Below are 21,416 nucleotides of genomic sequence, written 5' to 3'. Positions count from 1 at the left end.
GTTAATTATGTTGCTTTTATTTTATGAGCCCCCAAAGGAGCAATCTGCCGGTGCGCTCGTGCCAACGAGCAGCCCGCGGCCCTCTCGGCGTCACATGACACACCTTCCACGCGTCATGTGACATGCTGCAACCATCACCAGAAGATCAGCTTCGCGGCTACCGCCATCTGATACAGGATCTGCGTAATCCCGCGCGTGATCTCGATAGTCTTCGACCTCACCTTCGGCAACACCATGAGTTCATCGCCGGCCTCGACCTTCGTACCGCTGTCGGCCAATTCAGCCTTGCCGTTCTGATGGATCACGATGATCTTGCTGTTGTCGGCTTTCTGCGTGTACCCGCCGACGTGCGCAACATAGTCACTTGCCGTCATGCCCGATTGCCATTCAACCGCGTTCGGGAAGAGCACCTCTCCATGCACCATGACGACACTGGTTCTTTCGGGGATGTTGATGACATCGCCATCCTCCAGAATCACGTTGCCCATTGTCTGCTCGTTGAGAACGACCTGTCCCTTGAACTCGGTCTTACTCGCGAGCGCAGCAAACTTCGTGATGTTCTCGGCTTCCTTCGAGCGCAGATTGGCCTCCTCGCTCGTCGCAGATGGCGCGGACAACGCCGCCTCCTGAAGCTTCTGCAATTCGACAGCCAGCATTTCCTTTTGCCGTTCCGCTACCGACTTGCGGAACAACTGGGCCTCGTCCACGCGTGACAGCGGATTTGTGTGAATCTGGCTCAGTACCTGCGCCATCGTCGAACCATACGGGAGCACCAATGCGTGCTGTCCGGAATGGGCCCCCTCGACACGCACCTGAATCGTGCCGGCATAGCGATCCGAGGTGACCATGAGTTGATCGCCGTCGTTGAGCCTGACGTTCGACGCGTTTGAAATCGCGTAATACTCGGTGGTCCGCTCGGTGCCCTGGCGACGCACGATGCTGACATGCGTTGCGCCCGGTTTCGGACGCGCGACCGAAAGTGCCTGTTGAAGCGTTATGACCGGCGTGGCGAACTCGAAGTCGTATGCGTTGTAGACCTCGCCTCGCACCGTGAAGACGTGTTCGCGCGGTCCGACGACGATCACGTCACCGTCGCTCAGTTGCAACTGATCGATCTCGCCATTCAGCAAGAAGTCGTACAGGTTGAAGCGCTTACGCACCACCCCGCCGCGCTTGACCAACACGTCGACATAGCTGCCTCGGTCGACGTCGACACCACCGGCCTTGTCGAGGTAGGACAGGATGCTCTCCGACGCGATGCCACCATACATGCCCGGCTGCTTCACATATCCAGTGACGAAAACCTTCACTGGCTGCGCGACATCAAGGCTCGCATAAACGTTCACGTTTGCCTTGTAAACCTTGCGTACTTCATTCAGCACGCGCCCGTTCAAATCGGCATTCCGAACGCCGGCGACGGTGACTGGCCCGACATTCGGCACGAAGATATTTCCTTGCGGATCGACGGTCAGCTGGCCGTCGAATGCGAAAGCACCCCACATCCGTAGCGTAACGGCGTCTCCAATGCTGACCTGATAACCCGGATTGAATCCGGTCCCCCGACTGTTGTGGAATGTCCCGCCAAACAATTGCGAGCCGAACATGCTGTTCGGCGCCTGCGGGGCAACACCGACGTCGACCGGGCTCGGAGCCATGGTTCCGGCTCCGCCTTGCTGACGCGACACCTTTCCGCCTTGAAGCATCATCGACCCGGCCGCTACGTCGTCGGGGTTGTACCCAAAGCCCGTCGATGCGGCACCGCGCTGCCCACCGTCGGCAGCGGCTCTGGACGACGTCGAGCCACTATCGCTCTCGGTTCCCGAGAGCCCGAACAGCGTATCGCTGATCCCGGCCCAACCCGCGGTGCTCGCGGTGCCCAGCATCAGGGCAATCAATGCCTTTCGGCCTCTTGATAGATTGATCATCTCAATATTTGCGTTGTCGATGCCTGCTTGCATTCGCTACCCCGTCAGCGGCAACGACGCTATCCCAGCCATTCAATTTCGTTCGAACTGCCCCCCAACCCAAAATCCCGGCAGCAGTCGTATCTGTTTCACGTCCGGTGATCTTCGATAATCGCTTGCGCCAGTCTCACAACACCGAACAGCAGCAACAGTCCAACAACTAGGGACATCATGACGTGAAGCCTGCGCGGGTACTCGGCCTCTTCCGGCAGGCTGGGCGTCACGATCACGGACAGGCTCTTTGCCTTGTGCCCCGATTCGATCCGGGCCTTTTCGAAAGTCGACAGCGATACTTTGTACAGATCGGTCGCGAACTGGAGTCGGGACTTGAGTTCCGCGTACTGCGCCGCCGTACGGTTCATCTTGCCGTCGCCTGGTGCACTGAGCTTGGCCCTCTCGACGGCAATCTGCGCGACCAGCGCCGATAGAGCGTTACGCTTGGCTACGACCGGCGGCGCATCGTCATTCATGTACGTCTGCAGGTTGCGCAACTCCGCTTCGAGTTCGGCCTGCTTCGTCTGCATCTCGACCACCATGCGCCCCCCGGCTTCGGCACTCGCCGTCGGGTCCAGCATGCCGGTCTTGTTTTCGAATGCGATCACCGCATCGCGTGCCGTCTTGACTTCGTCATACGAGCGATCGACTTCCTCACGCGCAAACAGCATGTCATTGCGGGAAATGCGATGCGACAACTCGTTCAGGAAGTTCTCGCTTTCGCTCAGCAACGTCCGATTGAACGTCTGCGCAAAAGCCGGCGACAACCCTTGCGTCCGAATCGTCAAAAGCCCCGTCTTGTCGTCTACGTCAACGCTGACACGCCGCAGGTAGTACTTCAGCGCTTCCTCTCGCGTGGCGCGCGGCGAGAGCCGGTTGAGCAAGTCGAGCCCGACATGGCCAAACGCGTCCTTCAGGTGCAGCCGCGCATCCACTTTCGCCAACATGTCGGGCGATTCGATGTACTGCTTGAGCACGACCGCGTCGTCGCGTGACGATGCATCGCCCCCTCCGCCAAGCAACGCCTGGATATTCAGCCCCGTCCCGACGGAGCGCCCGGAGTCCTTGACGAGCACCTGCGATTCACTCACGTAGCGATCCCGTGAAACCAGCCCCAGATACAACCCGCAAACGACAAGCGGTACCGCGACAAGCGCCACCTGCAGCCGATGCCCCCGCAGCTTCCCCAACCAATCAGACATTGTTTTCTTGCTTGTAAACTTCGATTGCCTCATTCACGTCGGGGTAGTACGTGACTTTCCCGTTGCCGATCAGCAATCCGACATCGCAGACCCGACTCACCTCGTCGAGGCCGTGCGACACAAAAATGAACTGGCTGACGGCGCGCCTGGCCATCATCAACGCCTCGCTTTTTTTTCTAAAGACGGCGTCGCCGACCGCCGTCACCTCGTCAATCACGTAGTAATCGAAGTCGAACGCCATCGACAGCCCAAAGCCCAATCGCGCTCGCATGCCTGTGGAGTAGCTGCGGATCGGCATGTCGAAGAACTTGCCGAGTTCGCAGAAGTCCGCGACAAACTGCACCTTTTCCGCCAGCTCGCCCTTGCTCGCGTACAGGCGCGCGACGAACTTGACGTTCTCGCGCCCCGTCATGCTGCTTTGAAACCCGTTCGCGAGACCAACCGGCCACGAAATGCGCCGGTTCGTCACCACCCGGCCGCGATCGGGCCGATCGATACCGCCAATGATGCTGAGCAGCGTGCTCTTGCCAGCGCCGTTACGCCCGATCAAACCAATACTCTTCCCCGATGGCACTTCGACATTGACGTCCTTGAACACGTAATGTCGACCCGACGGGGTTTTATACGATTTCGTGAGATTCTCGAGTCGAATCATGATCGCAGCAGGGAAGGTTCACGCGCCTTGTACAGGGCCATGCCGGCGAACATAACGACAAGTGCACAGAACGCCGGGTATGCAAGACCGACGTTTTCGACCGCGTATGCCGGTACGATCGTATGCCGCAGCAACTCGAGAAGATGAACGAGAGGATTCCACAACACCCAACCGCGGTATTCCGCCGGAATGGTCGTCAGCGGATACATCACCGCACTCGCAAAATAAAGGGGACGCATGAACAACGGGATGACCTTCTCGACGACCGGGAGTTCATGACCGATAACCATGAAGATGATGCCGATACCCAGCCCGAACAGCACAAGTACCGCCCAAATTCCGGCAAGTTCCGGAATATCACCCAATTGAACCGGCTGCCCGCCAAGACCGAGAATAACCAGCAATACAACCAGGACAACAGCACTGATAATGCATTCGAGACCCGCACGCGCAATCAATGTGTCCAGCGGGTGCACCGGACGATAGCTCAGCAGTCCAAGGTTGGCCTCCAGCGCGTTCAACGAGCGTAGCGCGATGTTGATGAACATGAAGTACGGCACCAGGCCGCAGATGAGAAATACGGGAAACGAGATACCGGGCATTGTATGTTTCGCAATCAGCCCCAGGATAGCGAACAACACGAGCATGTGAACGACAGGCTCGAGAAACACCCACAGATAGCCGAGCCGATGCTTGCCGAACCGGGTCTTCAGTTCGCGCAAAAACAATGCATAAACGACTCTCCGCTGAATAGCAAAGGCTTCACCCAGCCTGGAATCTCCGTTTGGCGACTCTACCATACCCAACCCCGGTCCTTCTTTTATCGTTTGCGCCCCGTGCGCGGCGGAATTTTTTTGCCCCACGCTCCTGAATTTTTTAAATCACCTCAAACTACCGAGGCGCCGCATTGTACCAGCTTACATGCAAGAAAACTTCCTTACTTTTAACTCTGTTAACGATTTTCTACATGCTTTCCATTCCGCGCCGCATCTCCGTATGGCAGTAAAAACTACCTTTTCTCCGTCACGTAATGCAGATTCGGAAGTTATCCCCCGATGCCCTGTAAAATACGGTAATAATCAGACTAGTTTCCCCCCTTAAACTGCCAGATTCACGTCACCCGGGAGCCCCCATGCTGAACCTTGAAACCGCCCAGCAATTCCTGATGACACGCGGCCTCGACTTCGGCCTGAACCTCCTCGCCGCGATCGCGTTGTGGTTCGTCGGCCGCTGGGCGATCCGCATCGCTACCCGCCTGCTCGGCAAGGTCGTGCGCCGCAGCGGCAAGGTCGACCCAACCCTCACCGATTACCTGACCTCCGTCGTCAGCGTGCTGCTCACGATCCTGCTGATTCTCGCGATCCTGCAGATCTTCGGTGTTCAGACCACATCGTTCGCCGCCCTTCTCGCCGGCCTCGGCCTCGCGATCGGCACGGCCTGGGGCGGCCTGCTCGCGCATTTCGCGGCCGGCGTATTCATGCAGGTGCTGCGGCCATTCAAGATCGGTGACGTGATCAACGCGGGCGGCGTCACCGGCACGGTGAAAGAACTGGGCCTGTTCGGCACGACGATCATCACCGCCGACAACATCGTGACGATCGTCGGTAACAACAAGATCTTCTCGGACAACATTGCGAACTACAGCGCGACGTCTTACCGCCGCGTCGACCTGACCGCGAAGATCGCGAACGGCGTAGATGCGGTCGACGCGATCAATCGCCTGAAGGAAGCGGTGCAGAAGATCCCGAACGTGCTGACCACGCCGGCTCCGGACGTCGGCGTGCTGCAGTTCACGCCGGAAGGCCCGCTGCTGTTCGTGCGTCCGTCCACGCAGCCGGCGAACTACTGGCAGGTGTACTGCGACACCAACCACGTGATCCTCGACACGTTCCGCGACGCGCAGTACCCGACGCCGGAAACGCCGATTTCGCACCGTAACGCCTGAGGCGCACCCCTTCATCAGACAAAAAAGTGCGGCACAATGAATGAAATACCCCCGAAGTCGGATGCCGATCCAACTTCGGGGGTATGGCGTAGCGAGAATTGGGTGCGGCGGCATTGGCATCGCACAAACACGACGCCCATTACCCGCAAGCCGGATGAAGGACCGGCGCCCCCGTCCGTCAATCAGCCGGTGCGTTCCATGAGTTTTTCACTTCGTGCTTGTTCGCGCCGCGCTCCACCATCAGCGGCGTGGCCACGTTCGCTGCCGTGCTGTTGTTGAATGTCGCGTCGCCACCGCCTGCGTAGAAGCCACGGCTCACTCCGCCTACCCTGTCGACATTTACGGACTCCACTGTGAGATGTGTGGTTCTGTTGTTTCCAAATACACCGTAGTCGACCGTATTGAAAGTTTTGCCATCGCGCACCGTAACGACCGACGGATTGTTTGCGATCGTAATACCGGCACCACCGGTGTTTCTGATGTCGAATCCGCTGACCAGATGCGCGGTTCCACCACTGATGTAGATGCCTTCCTGGCCCGTCTTGTCAATTCGAATGTTTTGAAGCACCGATCGTCCGACATCGTCAAGGGAGATGCCGCGTTGCGGCGCTGCGCCGAGCAGGGTCACGGACTTTGCGGTGAACCGGTCGACGTAGTAGGACCTCAACACCGCGGCATCCGGTGCCCGTTCGGAATTGGTCAATACTCCGTCAACATACAGGCTATTGATCATGCATTTCACGTTGGCGTCTCCTGCCGATGTCCCGGTTATGTCGACCGCAGGTACTGACCCGCCGCTGAAACGAATATTGCCCAGCACAACATCTGCAACAGCCGGCCCCGTGCTCGATGCACCCACCTCGATTCCACGCCAACAATCCTGAAATTGAGCGTTCGCCACGGAAAAGCGCGAGATTGACGCTTTCGCTCGTACTGCTGCGAATCTCGTTCCGACGGCGTAAATGTCCTCCACGAATAGCGAATAGCACTTGCCGTACATGTCGATCGCGCCAATGCCGTTGTTTTGCATGTCGCGGTCGTCGTAGTAAGCAGGCGATCGCCCGACGCCGCGAAGGGTTGTTTTTCCATACAACGCGACGCGAGGCTGGCCTGATTTCCTGTAATCGCTGCCGTAAAACGTGCCAACCAAGGCAGTCGCTGCATATTGTCCGGTCGTCAGCGACGTGGTCCATTCCGCATGGAAATCGCGTGCGTTGAAGTGCACGTAATCCATGACCAGTACGTAGGTCGGCGCATAGCCGAGGGCCGTCGGCGTAGACGGATCGCCCTTGCCTTTGCCGATCATCGTGTCAGAGAAGCTCGGATTTCGCAGATAGACGTGTGTTTCGTAGCGCGTCTGGACATTGTCGCCACGAAACACCAGGTATCCACTGGTACCGTTCCTGAATACCGCGTTTTCCAGGATGATGTTCGTCGGAGCGCCGGTAATAACTGCCGACGGATGAGTTTTCAGAAAGAAACCGGTCGGCTCGACTTGAACCTGATTTTCCCTGTTCCCGTCATAGACCGGATTGCCGGTAAATCCGATCGTCAACCCCGGCGCATCGACCTCGAACATGGCCGCACCGGCTGACCAATAGCTGCCCGACTGCGCATCCGTACCAGCCTTCCGCTTGAACATGGAGCCCGGCGCGCAAACAAAATGTGCCGACTTCGTCATGCTGACGTGGCTTACTACATAGGTCCCAGGCGGAACAACGAAACGCCCACCTGCGTTCGCCGCCGCCTGAAATGCCGCCGTATCGTCACTCACACCGTTGCCGGTCGCACCGAATTGCTTGATGCTGGTTCCGGTGCCGGGGATTGTCTTGAGCACATTCGCAGACATCTCGTCAGCCAGAGCGCCCTTGAATCCAGCCAACGTTGTCCCGCCGAGCGCCACACCCGCGAGTCGTGCGAGAACACTACGCCTCATTTCATTCATGCTTTCACCGTTTTCGGATTGATCGCGGCATTCGTGCCGACCGGTATTGCACCGTGCCCAGTCGCGTTTGGCACGGCGGTTTCGTTAACGAAGCCATAGAGAAATGGAAGCAAGTGACACGTTGAAGAACCCTTCAGCAAAGCGCCATCGTTGCAATAGGCCAGATGGCCTGAATCGCTTTCATGAACGTGAACCCTTGTCGGACACCATTCCGGTCACCTTCGCGAACCCGGCCTTGGCTTTTGACAATAACTCGCATTCAAGCGTGACCTGGCGATTCTCGCAGCGCCGGCGCGGCAACGCTGCGCGTTCCGCCGAATGCTTTTCCGTCGCGCCGTATTCGGCGTGGGTGACTCAACCGCAAATTGCGCATGCTCGGGTCGAATTCCCTGGCCGATCAACAATCTGTTGCCGATACTTCGGTGCGTAGGGCGGTCGATATTTGGACACGATCCGCAACACCTCCATTACAGGATAGATCGAATCCACGAAAGCCGGTCATATCCACTAAACGGCAAAGCGTTTCTGGCATCGAACACTTGCGCGACACGTTGGTTCGCTACATCCGTTACTACAACCGCGTGTACATCAAGCACAAACTGAAAGGGCTGAGTCCCGTGCAGTACGGAACTCAGCCCTCGGGCGCCTGATCTTCAATTGTCCAATTTTCAGGGGTCAGGTCATGAACCGGCCGCGCTTTTTATTGCTTCTGACAACCGGCTGGTATCAACGCCCGCCCGTCTTCTGTGTATCGTTCGAATGACGACCGCGCACGAGCTTCCACAGCGCGCCTATCGCGACCGGCACGACGGCCGCGCCGATCCCGGCCAGCACGATCACATTCAGGTATTGCCGAATGAACGGGATGTTGCCGAAGAAATAACCGAGCAGCACCAGCAGCAGCACCCAGAGCAACGCGCCGACCACGTTGAACAGCTGGAAGCGCGCGACGCTCATCGACGACGCGCCGGCGACGAACGGTGCGAACGTGCGCACGACCGGGATGAAGCGCGCGAGCACGATCGTCTTGCCGCCGTGCTTGTCGTAGAACGAGTGGGTCTTCTGCAGCGCCGCGCGATCGAGGAAGCGCTCGAGCACCGGGATATGCGTATTGAACACCTTCGGCCCGACCCAGCGGCCGATCAGGTAGTTCACGGTATTGCCGGCAATCGCCGCGACCAGCAGCAGCACGATCAACCCGCCGACGTTCATGTCGCCCGTCGCCGCGAACGCGCCGCCGATGAACAGCAGCGAATCGCCCGGCAGGAACGGCAACACGACGAGCCCCGTCTCGCAGAACACGATCAGGAACAGCACCAGATACACCCACGCACCGTACTGCCGGATGAAGTCGCCGAGGAACGCGTCGATATGCAGGACCAGGTTGACGAAATGAAGCAGCGTATCCAAATGCGATTCCTCGAAGGCGAAAGGGCCGGAGCGGCCGAAAAGCGGAAGTGCCCGCCGGACAAGGCGGTGCGCGGAACGCAGTCATCATACCGAAACTACCTTAAGGCTCCGTGAAAAAAACGTAAGCGGCCCCGGCCACGGCATCCGCCGCCGCCTCGCTATAATTCGGCCATGTCCGAAATCACCGAAACGGCCGCAGGCGCCGTGCCCACGCCCGCCGCGCGCCCGCTGCGCGCGATCCAGCCCCTGCCCGACCAGCTGATCAGCCAGATCGCCGCCGGCGAGGTGGTCGAACGCCCGGCGTCGGTCGTCAAGGAGTTGCTCGAGAACGCGATGGACGCCGGCGCAACGACGCTGCGCATCGTGCTCGAGGAAGGCGGGGTCAAGCGCATCTCGATCACCGACGACGGCTGCGGGATTCCGCCCGACGAACTGCCGCTCGCGCTGATGCGTCACGCGACGAGCAAGATCCGCTCGCTCGAGGAGCTCGAGGCGGTCGCGACGCTGGGTTTCCGTGGCGAAGCGCTCGCGTCGATCGCGTCGGTCGCCGAGATGTCGATCACGAGCCGCACGGCCGAGGTCGCGCATGCGACGAAGATCGACGCGACCACGGGCGCGCTGTCGCCGGCCGCCGGCGCGGTCGGCACGACGATCGAGGTGCGCGAGCTGTACTTCAACACGCCCGCGCGCCGCAAATTCCTGAAAAGCGAGCAGACCGAGTTCGGCCACTGCCTCGAAATGATCCGCCGCGCGGCGCTCGCGCGGCCGGACGTCGCGATCTCGGTGCTGCACAACGGCAAGGCCGTCGAGCACTGGAACGCGACCGAACCCGCACAGCGCGTCGCGAAGATCCTCGGCGACGGCTTCGCGACCGCACACCTGCCGCTCGACGAGCAGGCCGGGCCGCTCGCCGTCTACGGCTGCGCGGGCCTGCCGACCGCGAGCCGCGGCCGCGCCGACCAGCAATACTTCTTCGTCAACGGCCGCTTCGTGCGCGACAAGCTGCTCACGCACGCGGTGCGCGCGGCGTACGAGGATGTCCTCCACGGCGACCGTTACCCGTCGTACGTGCTGTTCCTCGATCTGCCGCCCGAAGCCGTCGACGTGAACGTGCACCCGTCGAAGATCGAGGTGCGGTTCCGCGATTCGCGCTCGATCCACCAGTACGTCTTCCACGCGGTGCAGCGCGCGCTCGCGCGCCATGCAGGCGCGTCGCCGGAAACTACAGCGGGGGGCCATGCCGCACAACTCTCACCGGCGCCGAGCGGCCCCGCGTCGTTCCTGAATACGCCGCTCGGCCAGGGCGCTGCCACCGGCGCGGGCGGCAGCGGCTTCTCGTCGCCGTCGTCCTCGTCGTCGTCGGGCAACACGTGGATGCGCCAGGCGCGCATGACGCAGGGCACGCTGCCGGTCGCGCAGCCGCTCGCGCTCTACGACGCGCTGTTCGGCCGCAAGGACACGGGTGCGGGCACGCCGGACGGCACGACGATCGTCGCGCGCGACGCGGCCGATGCAGCGGCTGCGCAGGCCGGGCCGCTGTCGGGCTTCGTCGCATCGCCGCTCGCCGCCGCCGCGCACGACGAGCAGCCGCTCGGCTTCGCGCTCGGCCAGATCCACGGGATCTACGTGCTCGCGCAGAACGCGCACGGCCTCGTGATCGTCGACATGCACGCGGCGCACGAACGGATCCTGTACGAACAGTTCAAGAACGCGCTCGCCGACCGCACGGTCGCCGTGCAGTCGCTGCTGCTGCCGATCTCGATGACGGCGACGCCGGTCGAGATCGGCACGGTCGAGGAAGAACGCGACACGCTCGAATCGCTCGGCTTCGACCTCGCGGTGCTGTCGCCGACGTCGCTCGCGATCCGCGCGGTGCCCGCGCTGCTGAAGGACGCGGACCTGCAGTCGCTCGCGCGCGCGGTGCTCGCCGACCTGCACGCGTTCGGCGGTTCGCGCGTGCTCACCGAACGCCAGCACGAGCTGCTCGGCACGCTTGCGTGTCACCACGCGGTGCGCGCGAACCGGCGCCTGACGCTCGACGAGATGAACGCGCTGCTGCGCCAGATGGAAGCGACCGAACGCGCCGACCAGTGCAATCACGGCCGACCGACGTGGTATCAGCTCACGCTGAACGATCTCGACCGTTTGTTCATGCGCGGCCAATGAGCGTCTTTCCTTCCTCCCGCCCGACGACGATCGCCTGCCTGCTCGGCCCCACCGCCTCCGGCAAGACGGCCGCCGCGCTGGCACTCGCGACGCGCCGGCCGATCGAGATCGTCAGCGTCGATTCGGCGCTCGTCTACCGCGACATGGACATCGGCACCGCGAAACCGACCCGCGACGAGCGGGCGCGCGTGCCGCACCACCTGATCGACGTCATCGACCCGGCCGACGCGTATTCAGCCGCCGAATTCCGCGCGGACGCGCTGCGCCTGATCGGCGAGATCGCCGCGCGTGGCCACACGCCGCTGCTGGCGGGCGGCACGATGTTGTATTACAAGGCGTTGACGCAGGGGCTGAACGATTTGCCGACCGCCGACCCGGCCGTGCGCGCGGAACTCGACGCCGACGCCGCCCGCGACGGCTGGCCGGCACTCCACGCGCGGCTCGCGCAAGTGGACCCGGAAACGGCCGCGCGCCTCGCGCCGAACGATTCGCAGCGCATCCAGCGCGCGCTCGAGATCTTCATGCTGAGCGGCCGGCCGATGTCGGCACTGCTCGCCGCGCCACCACGCGCGGACGACGAAGCGGCCCGCTACCGCTTCGTGCCGGTCGCGCTCGAGCCGTCCAACCGCGCAGTGCTGCACGCACGGATCGAGCAACGCTTCGACGCGATGCTCGACGCGGGCCTCATCGACGAAGTCGAGCGGCTGCGTCGCCGCGATGATCTGCATCTCGGCCTGCCGTCGATGCGCTGTGTCGGCTACCGGCAAGCATGGGAGTTCCTCGACGGCATCACCGACTACCGGACGATGCGCGACAAGGGCATCTTCGCGACACGCCAGCTCTGCAAGCGCCAGCTGACATGGCTGCGTGCGATGCCGGAGCGGATCGTCGTCGACTGCGTCGCGCCTGACTCCACCACGCAGGCGGTCGACGCGCTGGAGCGCGTGCTCGACGGCGTCGCAGCAACTTGACGGACCCGCAATATAGGCATCGACTGATCCGTTATTGCCTGATTTCTGCGGGTTAAGGCCTTGGCTGTTCGCCCCTCTCTCGCCATTTCACAGGATCAGTGAAAGAACTGCGCCGTAGTATGGTCGCGTTACTCGTCATGCGCGGCCACGTGCTATCGCTCGGTGGCGCGCGAAGCCCGATCCTGCAAATGACAAACCCGCCGCAGGCAAAATGCGCTGGCCACCCAGACGAGAAAGAAATAGAATCGTAAGGTATCGGGCGCACATTTCAAACACCACCGAGAAATCCATAGACGCCTCGCGCCTTGGATCCGACCAAACAAATGAACATAGAAAAAATTGACATCCGCTTTGACTCAGACGTTGTAACCTTCAAAGTCACACACGAAAGCGGCGATAAAGAAGATATTAAATTTGCATACTACCTGCACAAGGACGGCGACCGGATCCACGTAGAGTGGTACAACGACAGCCCGGAATTCAGCTTCAAAACAAACGGTGAACCTGGCTATTACCGAGCCACATGCTTCATACGCGCCAGCGATGGAACTGCGGTTATGAAAACCTCACGACCGGTATTCCTTAATCCCGATATCGTGACGGACGGAGACGTACAAGGCAAAGATTTGAAATCAGCCTTTGTTTTCATGAGCGATAATTGGGAAGTTCCGATGCTGTATTACCCAAGCACGGAAAACAAACTGTTCGTTCTCACGCCATCGGCAGTCGATCGGGTTACACACCAACTCCCGATCTTTACCCGCTTCACTTGGGCAGCCCAAGGACTGTTCCCTGGCAAGGTACTTTGCATCTCCGATCCGACTCTTGCGCTGCATGACCAACTTGAACTAGGCTGGTGCTTGGGATCTGCTTCGTCCGACCTGACTGGCGACATCGCACGATTCATCACCGATTACGCCCGATCAGTGGGCATTCCCAACAAGAATATTGTTATTTGGGGGTCCTCTGCCGGCGGCTTTTCCGCATTGTCAATTGCCGCCAGAATTGAAAACTCGACCGCAGTTGCAATAAACCCACAAATCGAGCCGCTTCGCTTTTTCAATACCAAGCAAGTCGATCTGGTCAAATCGATTGTATTCCCAAAAATCTCGGATGAAGAAATACAGATCCAATACAAGGAAAGAATCAACGCCCTCGAGTTAAAAAATAACGGAAGGAAATTTAAAAGCGTTTTGATTCAGAACATCCTGGACACCCACCATTTTGATGTTCACTCGAAGCCCTACTGGGAAGGCATTGGCGGTCAAGTAGCAGAAGGCTGGTCTGAGAGCGGCGGAGATTTGGCGTATTTTTATAGCGACCCGCGCGGTCATATTGCCGAGCCCGAATCGATGATTCCGGAGATTGTAGCCAAATGCTTCCCGTCGGCATAGTTACATGGATTCAGTCGTGCGCGATGCACGGAGATTGACCGGAGCCTGCCTAGCCCCTGCCATGCCCCGCGTTTCACGAAGATGCGTAACTGGGGGGTGCCGATCTGGTTGGCCGCCGGACTGCGCAGGTGTCGCCCAATATAACCGTGAATACACCACACCACATGTCGACCGGGGTGTGGCCAGCCGCCGTGACTACTGCCGGGTAGCATACAAGCCGTACCGCCGAGTAGTTCACGCGCTCCCCGTCACGAGATTCGCGTCGCGCGCGAGCTGCCAGCGGCCCTCCGATTTGCGGAAGATCGTCAGCGTATGGCCGGAGCGGCGCACCGCGTCGCCGTCCGGGGGCGTCACGTCGATCTCGATGAAATTGCGCATGTAGGCCCAGTCACCCATCACGCGCAGTTCGTCGATCCGGTAACGGCTGTCGACTTTCGGCCCGTTGCCCGTCGCCGCGTTCGCGTCGCGCGACGCAGCCGCGAACGCGGCCTTGTCGAACGGCGGCTGGCCGGCCACCATGAAGATTGCGTCGTCGGCGATCAGGTCGAGCACGGTCGCCAGATCGCCGCGCCGGCTAGACAGGAACCAGGTTTCCACCAGATCGCGAATCGCACGTTCGTCTTCGGTCATCGTCGTTCCTCTTTCGGGCCGCCCGCCAAAACGCCAACGGCCACGCCAGAAAAAAAGCCGCCCGGATCGACTCCGGGCGGCTTTCCTTGCTGCATCCTGCGTGCGCTGCGTCAGACCACGACCGTCTGCGCCTCGCCTTCGCGGCTCGCACGCACGGTGCCGATCTTCCACACCTGTTCGCCGGCGGCCGTCAGGTCGGCGATCGCCGCGTCGGCATCGGCTGCCGAGACGATCACGGCCATCCCGATCCCGCAGTTGAACACGCGGTGCATTTCCGCGTCGGCGACGCCGCCGTGCTCCTGCAGCCACTTGAACAGCGGCGGCAGCGGCCACGCGTTCTGGTCGAGCTCGGCCGTGAGGCCTTCGCGCAGCACGCGCGGAATGTTCTCGACGAGGCCGCCGCCGGTGATGTGGGCCATGCCCTTCACCGACAGCTTCTGCATCAGCGCGAGCAGCGGCTTCACGTAGATGCGCGTCGGCGCCATCAGCGTGTCGGCCAGCGAGCGGCCGTGGAAATCGGCCGACAGGTCGGGGTTCGCGCGCTCGATGATCTTGCGCACGAGCGAGAAGCCGTTCGAGTGGATGCCGCTCGACGCGAGGCCGAGCACCACGTCGCCTTCGGCGATCGTGCTGCCGTCGATGATCTTGCTCTTCTCGACCGCGCCGACCGCGAAACCGGCCAGGTCGTATTCGCCGTCCGGGTACATGCCCGGCATTTCGGCCGTTTCACCGCCGATCAGCGCGCAGCCCGACAGTTCGCAACCATGCGCGATGCCCTTGACGACGGTTGCGGCCGTGTCGACGTCGAGCTTGCCGCACGCGAAGTAATCGAGGAAGAACAGCGGCTCGGCGCCCTGCACGAGGATGTCGTTCACGCTCATCGCCACCAGATCCTGGCCGACGGTGTCGTGTTTGTTCAGATGAAACGCCAGCTTGAGCTTGGTGCCGACGCCGTCGGTGCCCGACACGAGCACGGGCTCCTGGTACTTCTTCGGCACTTCGAACAGCGCGCCGAACCCGCCGATGCCGCCGAGCACGCCGTCGCGCAGGGTTTTCTTCGCAAAAGGCTTGATCTTGTCGATGAGCGCGTCGCCCGCGTCGATGTCGACGCCTGCGTCGCGGTAGGACAGACCTTGGGCGTCGGGAGCGGATTTCGGAGGATTCATGGGGGAATGCGAGAAGGTCGGTAAAATGCGATTTTACCCGAAGCCGGCCCGTTGGCCGGAATTCCCAGCACCGAATCGTCAGGGATTGCATCTTGGTCGACACGTCCCCGTTTTCATCGCCCCGCGAGCCGCGCCGGAAACCGCGCGCCGCCGTGCGTGCGGCCGCGTGTTCAGGCACCGGAGCAGCCCCCCGCGCGTGCCCGGCGTACGGCACGCGTTTCATCAACCGACCTGCATTGTGACTGTTGTGTCCCGTCAACTGACGCTCGATCTCGGCACGCCGCCGCCCGCCACGTTCGACAACTTCATCATGAATGAGGAGAACGACGAGCTCATCTCGCGGCTCCAGAAGCTCGACCTCGCGCTCGCGGCGGGGCCCGTGCCGGACCGGTCGTTCTACATCTGGGGCGAGCCCGGCAGCGGCCGCACCCACCTGCTGCAGGCGCTCGTGAGCGACGCGTCGTACGGCTACGCGCGCTACCTGACGCCGCAAAGCCCGCTCGGCGCGTTCACGTTCGACCCGCGCATCGGCATCTACGCGATCGACGACTGCGACAAGATGAGCGACACGCAGCAGGTCGCGCTGTTCAACCTGTTCAACGAGGTCCGCGCGCACCCGTCGAGCGCGTTCGTCGCGGCGGGCCCCGCGGCGCCGCTCGCGCTCGACGTGCGCGAGGATCTGCGCACGCGCCTCGGCTGGGGGCTCGTGTTCCACCTGTCGCCGCCGTCCGACGCCGGCAAGATCGCCGTACTGAAGCTCGCGGCGAAGGAGCGCGGGATCGCGCTCACCGACGACATCGCCGCTTACCTGCTCACCCATTTCCGCCGCGACATGCCGAGCCTGATGGCGCTGCTCGACGCGCTCGACCGCTTCTCGCTCGAGCAGAAACGCGCCGTCACGCTGCCGCTGCTGCGCCGGATGCTGGCCCGCCCCGGCGACGACATCGCACCACCGGGCACAGGCCCGAACCGCTTCGAGTAAAATGCGCTTCCATGACTAATCTGGCACTCTTTGACCTCGATCACACGCTGATCCCGACCGATAGCGACCACGAATGGGGCCGCTTCATGGTGAAGCTCGGCATCGTCGACGCGGAAAGCTTCTCGCGTCAGAACGATCAGTTCTTCGCCGACTACAAGGCCGGCAAGCTCGACATCCATGCGTACCTGTGCGCGATGCTCACGCCGCTCGCGAAGTATTCGCGCGCGCAGCTGGCCGAATGGCACGAGCAGTACATGCACGAGGTGATCCGCCCCGCGATGACGCCCGCCGCGCTCGAACTCGTGCGCAAGCACCTCGATGCCGGCGACCTGTGCTGCGTCGTGACCGCGACCAACGAATTCATCACGCGTCCGATCGCGACCGCGTTCGGCGTCGACACGCTGATCGCGTGCGAGGTCGAAACGACCGACGGCCATCCCGACTCGCCGTACACGGGCCGGCCGACCGGCACGCCGAGCTATCGCGAAGGCAAGATCGTGCGCACCGAAGCGTGGCTCGCGTCGCTCGGCAAGCACTGGGACGACTTCGAACACAGCTACTTCTACAGCGACTCGCACAACGACATCCCGTTGCTCGAGAAAGTCACCGACCCGATCGCGACCAACCCCGACGACACGCTGCGTGCGCATGCAAGCGACCGCGGCTGGCGCATCCTCGATCTCTTCTGAACGTCGTGATCAAAAAATTCATTCGCAAGCTGCTCGGCCAGGACGGCGCCGAACACACGTCGCCCGTCGAGGCGCCCGCCGTCGAAACGGCCCCTGCCCCGCGCCCCGCGAAGGGGAGCCGCGGCGGCGGCGCCAAGAAGGCGCGCAGCAACCACGAGCCGACCGTCGTGCCGGCCAGCGTGCACCAGATCGATCCGTCGCTGATCTCGCGAAACGCCGTGCGCGTGACCGACACACTGCAGCAGGCGGGCTTTCGCGCGTTCATCGTCGGCGGTGCCGTACGCGACCTGCTGCTCGGCATCGCGCCGAAGGACTTCGACGTCGCGACCGACGCGACGCCGACCGAGGTGCAGCGCCTGTTCCGCCGCGCGCGCCTGATCGGCCGCCGCTTCCAGATCGTCCACGTGCAGTTCGGCCAGGAACTGATCGAGGTGTCGACGTTCCGCGCGCTGGTCGACGCGCCGCCCGAAGCCGCCGCGGCCGAGCCGCCGAAGCGCCTGAAGCGCGACGAGCTCGATCGCCGCACGCACGCGGTGGACGCGAGCGGCCGCGTGCTGCGCGACAACGTGTGGGGCGAACAGCACGAAGACGCCGCGCGCCGCGACTTCACGATCAACGCGATGTACTACGACCCGTCGACGCAGACGGTGCTCGACTACCACGACGGGATGGCCGACATGCGCGCCCGCCTGTTGCGGATGATCGGCGACCCGGCCACGCGCTTCCGCGAGGATCCGGTGCGGATGCTGCGCGTCGTGCGCTTCGCGGCGAAGCTCGGCTTCGAGATCGAGCCGCACACGCGCGAGCCGATCAACGCGCTCGCCGACCTGATCAACAACGTGCCGGCCGCGCGCCTGTTCGACGAAATGCTGAAGCTGCTGCTGTCGGGCCATGCGCTCGCGTGCCTGCAGCAGCTGCGCAAGGAAGGCCTGCACCACGGGCTGCTGCCGCTGCTCGACGTCGTGCTCGAGCAGCCGCAGGGCGAGAAGTTCATCACGCTCGCGCTGAACAACACCGACGCGCGCGTGCGCGCCGGCAAGCCGGTGTCGCCGGGCTTCCTGTTCGCGACGCTGCTGTGGCACGACATGCGCCAGCGCTTCGAGCAATACACGGCGGAGGGCGAAATCCCGGTGCCGGCGCTCCATCGCGCGATGGACGACGTGCTCGACATGCAGACCGAGAAGCTCGCGATCCACAAGCGCTACTCGGCCGACATGCGCGAGATCTGGGGCCTGCAACTGCGCCTCGAAAAACGCTCGGGCCGCAGCGCGATGCGGCTGCTGGAACACCAAAGGTTTAGAGCGGGGTATGATTTCCTCCTGTTACGCTGCGAATCCGGCGAGCTCGATGCGGAAGTCGGACAGTGGTGGACGGATTTCATCGAAGGCGACGCGGCCGCCCGTGAGGCACTCCTCACGCAGGGCGGCTCGAAGGAAAAATCGCCCCGCAAGCGGCGCCGCCGCGGCGGTGCGCGAAACCGCAAGCCGGGCGAAGGCGCCGCCGAGCAGGCGCCGGACACCGCGGGCGGTTCCGACGACTGACGCGCTCGCCGGCGAACGACGTAGGAAGTGAAGCCATGACGGTTGCATATATCGGACTGGGGGCGAATCTCGGCGATGCGCGCCAGACCCTGAAGGACGCGGTGGTGTGCCTCGCGCAGCAGCGCACCATCTCGATCCTCGGCAAATCGAGCCTGTATCGCACGGCGCCCTTCGAAGCGGGCGGCGACGATTACTACAACTGCGTCGTCAAGCTCGACACGACGCTGTCGGCCCGGGAGCTGCTCGCGCTCTGCCAGAAGATCGAACATCACTTCGGGCGCGAGCGCCCGTATCGCAACGCGCCGCGCACGCTCGACCTCGACATCCTGCTGTTCGGCTCCGATTCGATCGACGAACCCGACCTGATCGTCCCGCATCCGCGCCTCACCGATCGCGCATTCGCGCTCGTGCCGCTCGTCGAAATCGAACCGGCGCTCGACATCCCCGCGCGCGGCCGCGCCGATGCGTTCCTCGCCGCCGTCGCCGATCAGCGCGTCGAGAAGGTGCAGACCTGCCAATGCCTGATGCAGAAGGCCCTTGCCGCCGGCGCTGACGCCGACAAGAACCCCTGCCGATGAACACCACTCCGCTGACCGTCACCGCGCCCGACCTGCGCGCCCCGCATCGCTACCTCGTGATCGAAGGCCCGATCGGCGTCGGCAAGACGACGCTCGCGCGCCTCTTCGCCGAGCGCTGGTCGATGCAGGCGCTGCTCGAACGACCGCAGGACAACCCGTTCCTCGAACGCTTCTATCGCGACACCGCGCGCTATGCGCTGCCCGCGCAGCTGTCGTTCGCGCTGCAGCGCGCGCAGCAGGCGCGCGAACTGATCGGCGCGCTCGATACAGGCCGGCCCGTCGTCGCCGATTTCATGCCGCAGAAGAACGACATCTTCGCGCGGCTGAACCTGCCGGAAGACGAATGGCAGCTGTACCGGTCGATCGCGACGCACCTCGACGTGCCGCAGGCACCCGCGCCCGATCTCGTCGTCTACCTGCAGGCGAGCCCCGAGGTGCTGTTCTCGCGCATCCAGAAGCGCGGGCTGCCGATGGAGCTGCAGATCAGCGACGCGTACCTGCGCTCGCTCGTCGATGCATACAACGAATTCTTCTATCACTACGACCGCACGCCGGTGCTGACGGTCGCAGCCGAACACCTGAACCCGCTGGATTCCCCCGAAGACCTCGCGCTGCTGATCGAGCGCATCGACTCGATGCGCGGCCGCAAGGAATTCTTCGTCAAGGGCGAGACGACGCGCTGACGCGTCCTCGCCTGTCGTTCCTCCCCATCGAACCGGATTTCCCATGACCTATCTCCAGGAATCGAGCCGGCCTGCCGTCACGGTGCCGAAGCTGCAGGCAATGCGCGAAGCCGACGAGAAGATCGCGATGCTCACCTGCTACGACGCGAGCTTTTCCGCGCTGCTCGATCGCGCCGGCACCGACGTGCTGCTGATCGGCGATTCGCTCGGCAACGTGCTGCAGGGCCACACGACCACGCTCCCGGTGTCGCTCGACGACATCGCGTACCACACCGCATGCGTCGCGCGCGTGCAGCCGCGCGCGCTCGTCGTCGCCGATCTGCCGTTCGGCACGTACGGCACGCCGGCCGAGGCGTTCGCGAACGCGGTCACGCTGATGCGCGCCGGCGCGCAGATGGTGAAGCTCGAAGGCGGCGAATGGCTCGCCGACACGATCCGCTTCCTCGTCGAACGCTCGGTGCCGGTGTGCGCGCACCTCGGCCTCACGCCGCAGTCGGTGCATGCGTTCGGCGGCTTCAAGGTGCAGGGCCGAACGGAAGCCGGCGCCGCGCAGCTGCTGCGCGATGCGCGTGCGATCGAAGATGCGGGCGCGCAACTCGTGGTGCTCGAGGCGGTGCCGACGCTCGTCGCGTCCGAAGTCACGCACATGCTGCAGATCCCGACGATCGGCATCGGTGCGGGCCTCGATTGCTCGGGTCAGGTGCTGGTACTGCACGACATGCTCGGCATCTTCCCCGGCAAGCGGCCGCGTTTCGTGAAGGATTTCATGCAGGGCCAGCCGAACATCCAGGCGGCCGTCGAGGCGTATGTGAGCGCGGTGAAGGACCGCACGTTCCCGGGCCCGGAACACTCGTTCTGACGCGGGACGGGCGTGCCGTGGCGCGCGGTCGGCGCTTGCTGCGGCACACTCGCTGACGTGGCCGCGATGCGGTGCGCCGTTTCTCGTACTGCATTGCGGACAATACGTACTTTCAAACTCGTCCTATTCCTGCACACCTTCGTCGCTGCGACCATCAGACCTTCGTCAAGCGAAGGAGTGGAAAAGATGGCGCATGTGTATGAAAAGGCGGCTGAACATCGGCTGCTCGCCATCGCCGCGCTCGCATGCAGTCCGCTCGTCGCATTACCCGCGTCCGCTGCGACCGAAGACTGCCCCGCACGCGTTGCCGTTACCCAGCGGCTCGACGGTCAACCACCCGATGGCTGGAAAAGCTTCGACACGCAAAGCACCTACCCGCTTGCCAGCGTCACCTTCTGGTCAGGGCCGCCGGACCGGATGATGTCCTTGCTGCCGAACCGCTCGCGCTCCGAACCCAAAAGCGACGTCTATACCTGGTCGCTCGCTGAAAACCGTGAGGATTACTGGGTCTCATGCGACTACGGGAATACGAGCGTCGTGATCGCACGACCGCTCGGCAGACAGGCGCAGACTTGCGTCGCGCGTTACAGGCGTGGGCACGCCATCGTACAAAGCTGGCAATGCACGCCGGGGAAGTAATCC

19 protein-coding genes and 1 pseudogene are annotated in these 21,416 nt (G+C 62.7%); 12 read left to right on the top strand and 8 right to left on the bottom strand.

Annotated features, from left to right (window positions below):
* Positions 1-134 precede the first annotated feature (134 nt).
* The 4 genes from U5A56_RS01125 to U5A56_RS01110 all read right to left on the bottom strand — a co-directional run bounded on the left by U5A56_RS01125 (position 135) and on the right by U5A56_RS01110 (position 4,615).
* Positions 135-1,958, bottom strand: coding sequence for a polysaccharide biosynthesis/export family protein (locus U5A56_RS01125; RefSeq protein ID WP_321920731.1), 1,824 nt, complete (start codon positions 1,956-1,958; stop codon positions 135-137).
* A 95-nt stretch (positions 1,959-2,053) separates the two neighbouring features.
* Positions 2,054-3,160, bottom strand: coding sequence for a lipopolysaccharide biosynthesis protein (locus U5A56_RS01120; protein ID WP_321920730.1), 1,107 nt, complete (start codon positions 3,158-3,160; stop codon positions 2,054-2,056).
* Positions 3,153-3,815 (bottom strand): ABC transporter ATP-binding protein, encoded by a 663-nt coding sequence (locus U5A56_RS01115; protein ID WP_124604848.1) that lies wholly within the window; start codon positions 3,813-3,815, stop codon positions 3,153-3,155. The genes U5A56_RS01120 and U5A56_RS01115 overlap by 8 nt, the downstream gene beginning before the upstream one ends.
* Positions 3,812-4,615 (bottom strand): ABC transporter permease, encoded by an 804-nt coding sequence (locus U5A56_RS01110; RefSeq protein ID WP_321920729.1) that lies wholly within the window; start codon positions 4,613-4,615, stop codon positions 3,812-3,814. Before U5A56_RS01110 ends, U5A56_RS01115 begins: the two co-directional genes overlap by 4 nt.
* 332 nt (positions 4,616-4,947) lie before the next feature.
* On the opposite strand from U5A56_RS01110, the gene U5A56_RS01105 reads away from it, so the two are divergent.
* Positions 4,948-5,760, top strand: a complete 813-nt coding sequence (locus tag U5A56_RS01105; RefSeq protein ID WP_321920728.1) for a mechanosensitive ion channel family protein — start codon at positions 4,948-4,950, stop codon at positions 5,758-5,760.
* A gap of 178 nt (positions 5,761-5,938) precedes the next feature.
* Here the strand turns inward: U5A56_RS01105 and U5A56_RS01100 are convergent, their stop codons facing one another.
* Positions 5,939-7,705, bottom strand: a complete 1,767-nt coding sequence (locus tag U5A56_RS01100; protein ID WP_321920727.1) for a right-handed parallel beta-helix repeat-containing protein — start codon at positions 7,703-7,705, stop codon at positions 5,939-5,941.
* A 536-nt stretch (positions 7,706-8,241) separates the two neighbouring features.
* Here U5A56_RS01100 and U5A56_RS01095 point away from each other — a divergent pair.
* Positions 8,242-8,355: pseudogene (locus U5A56_RS01095) on the top strand (IS3 family transposase); the annotation flags it as partial.
* Between the two features lie 76 nt (positions 8,356-8,431).
* On the opposite strand, the gene U5A56_RS01090 reads toward U5A56_RS01095, so the two are convergent.
* Positions 8,432-9,115 (bottom strand): DedA family protein, encoded by a 684-nt coding sequence (locus tag U5A56_RS01090; protein WP_321920726.1) that lies wholly within the window; start codon positions 9,113-9,115, stop codon positions 8,432-8,434.
* A gap of 171 nt (positions 9,116-9,286) precedes the next feature.
* Between U5A56_RS01090 and mutL the strand changes: the two genes are divergently transcribed.
* From mutL to U5A56_RS01075, 3 genes are all read left to right on the top strand, one after another.
* Positions 9,287-11,281 (top strand): DNA mismatch repair endonuclease MutL, encoded by a 1,995-nt coding sequence (gene mutL / locus U5A56_RS01085; protein WP_321920725.1) that lies wholly within the window; start codon positions 9,287-9,289, stop codon positions 11,279-11,281.
* The gene (gene miaA / locus U5A56_RS01080) at positions 11,278-12,252 is read left to right on the top strand and encodes a tRNA (adenosine(37)-N6)-dimethylallyltransferase MiaA (protein ID WP_321920724.1); all 975 of its coding nucleotides are present in this window, start codon (positions 11,278-11,280) and stop codon (positions 12,250-12,252) included. The genes mutL and miaA overlap by 4 nt, the downstream gene beginning before the upstream one ends.
* Positions 12,253-12,575: 323 nt before the next feature.
* Positions 12,576-13,646: a hypothetical protein gene (locus tag U5A56_RS01075; protein ID WP_321920723.1), complete on the top strand. Its 1,071-nt coding sequence runs from the start codon at positions 12,576-12,578 to the stop codon at positions 13,644-13,646.
* Positions 13,647-13,880: 234 nt separating this feature from the next.
* Here the strand turns inward: U5A56_RS01075 and U5A56_RS01070 are convergent, their stop codons facing one another.
* A complete protein-coding gene (locus U5A56_RS01070) occupies positions 13,881-14,276 on the bottom strand; it encodes an SgcJ/EcaC family oxidoreductase (protein ID WP_321920722.1) in 396 nt (131 codons plus the stop codon).
* A 110-nt stretch (positions 14,277-14,386) separates the two neighbouring features.
* Positions 14,387-15,442: a phosphoribosylformylglycinamidine cyclo-ligase gene (gene purM / locus U5A56_RS01065; protein WP_014897998.1), complete on the bottom strand. Its 1,056-nt coding sequence runs from the start codon at positions 15,440-15,442 to the stop codon at positions 14,387-14,389.
* A 247-nt stretch (positions 15,443-15,689) separates the two neighbouring features.
* Here purM and hda point away from each other — a divergent pair, with 247 nt between their 5' ends.
* From hda to U5A56_RS01030, 7 genes are all read left to right on the top strand, one after another.
* Positions 15,690-16,424, top strand: a complete 735-nt coding sequence (gene hda / locus U5A56_RS01060; RefSeq protein WP_044844057.1) for a DnaA regulatory inactivator Hda — start codon at positions 15,690-15,692, stop codon at positions 16,422-16,424.
* A gap of 11 nt (positions 16,425-16,435) precedes the next feature.
* Positions 16,436-17,113 carry an HAD family hydrolase gene (locus U5A56_RS01055; RefSeq protein ID WP_044844056.1) on the top strand — a complete coding sequence of 226 codons (678 nt, stop codon included), beginning with the start codon at positions 16,436-16,438 and terminating at the stop codon, positions 17,111-17,113.
* A gap of 5 nt (positions 17,114-17,118) precedes the next feature.
* The gene (gene pcnB, locus U5A56_RS01050) at positions 17,119-18,654 is read left to right on the top strand and encodes a polynucleotide adenylyltransferase PcnB (protein WP_044844055.1); all 1,536 of its coding nucleotides are present in this window, start codon (positions 17,119-17,121) and stop codon (positions 18,652-18,654) included.
* 35 nt (positions 18,655-18,689) lie between these two features.
* Positions 18,690-19,232 (top strand): 2-amino-4-hydroxy-6-hydroxymethyldihydropteridine diphosphokinase, encoded by a 543-nt coding sequence (gene folK / locus U5A56_RS01045; protein WP_044844054.1) that lies wholly within the window; start codon positions 18,690-18,692, stop codon positions 19,230-19,232.
* Positions 19,229-19,915: a deoxynucleoside kinase gene (locus U5A56_RS01040; protein WP_321920721.1), complete on the top strand. Its 687-nt coding sequence runs from the start codon at positions 19,229-19,231 to the stop codon at positions 19,913-19,915. The genes folK and U5A56_RS01040 overlap by 4 nt, the downstream gene beginning before the upstream one ends.
* Positions 19,916-19,958: 43 nt before the next feature.
* Positions 19,959-20,774 carry a 3-methyl-2-oxobutanoate hydroxymethyltransferase gene (gene panB, locus U5A56_RS01035; RefSeq protein ID WP_321920720.1) on the top strand — a complete coding sequence of 272 codons (816 nt, stop codon included), beginning with the start codon at positions 19,959-19,961 and terminating at the stop codon, positions 20,772-20,774.
* 186 nt (positions 20,775-20,960) lie between these two features.
* Positions 20,961-21,413 carry an STY0301 family protein gene (locus U5A56_RS01030; RefSeq protein WP_321819949.1) on the top strand — a complete coding sequence of 151 codons (453 nt, stop codon included), beginning with the start codon at positions 20,961-20,963 and terminating at the stop codon, positions 21,411-21,413.
* Positions 21,414-21,416 lie beyond the last annotated feature (3 nt).

This window comes from Burkholderia sp. BCC1998 (assembly GCF_905339875.1).
Classification (GTDB): domain Bacteria; phylum Pseudomonadota; class Gammaproteobacteria; order Burkholderiales; family Burkholderiaceae; genus Burkholderia.
The sequence above is the reverse complement of the archived record's forward strand: the minus strand, read 5'-3'. Positions and strand labels throughout refer to the sequence as shown.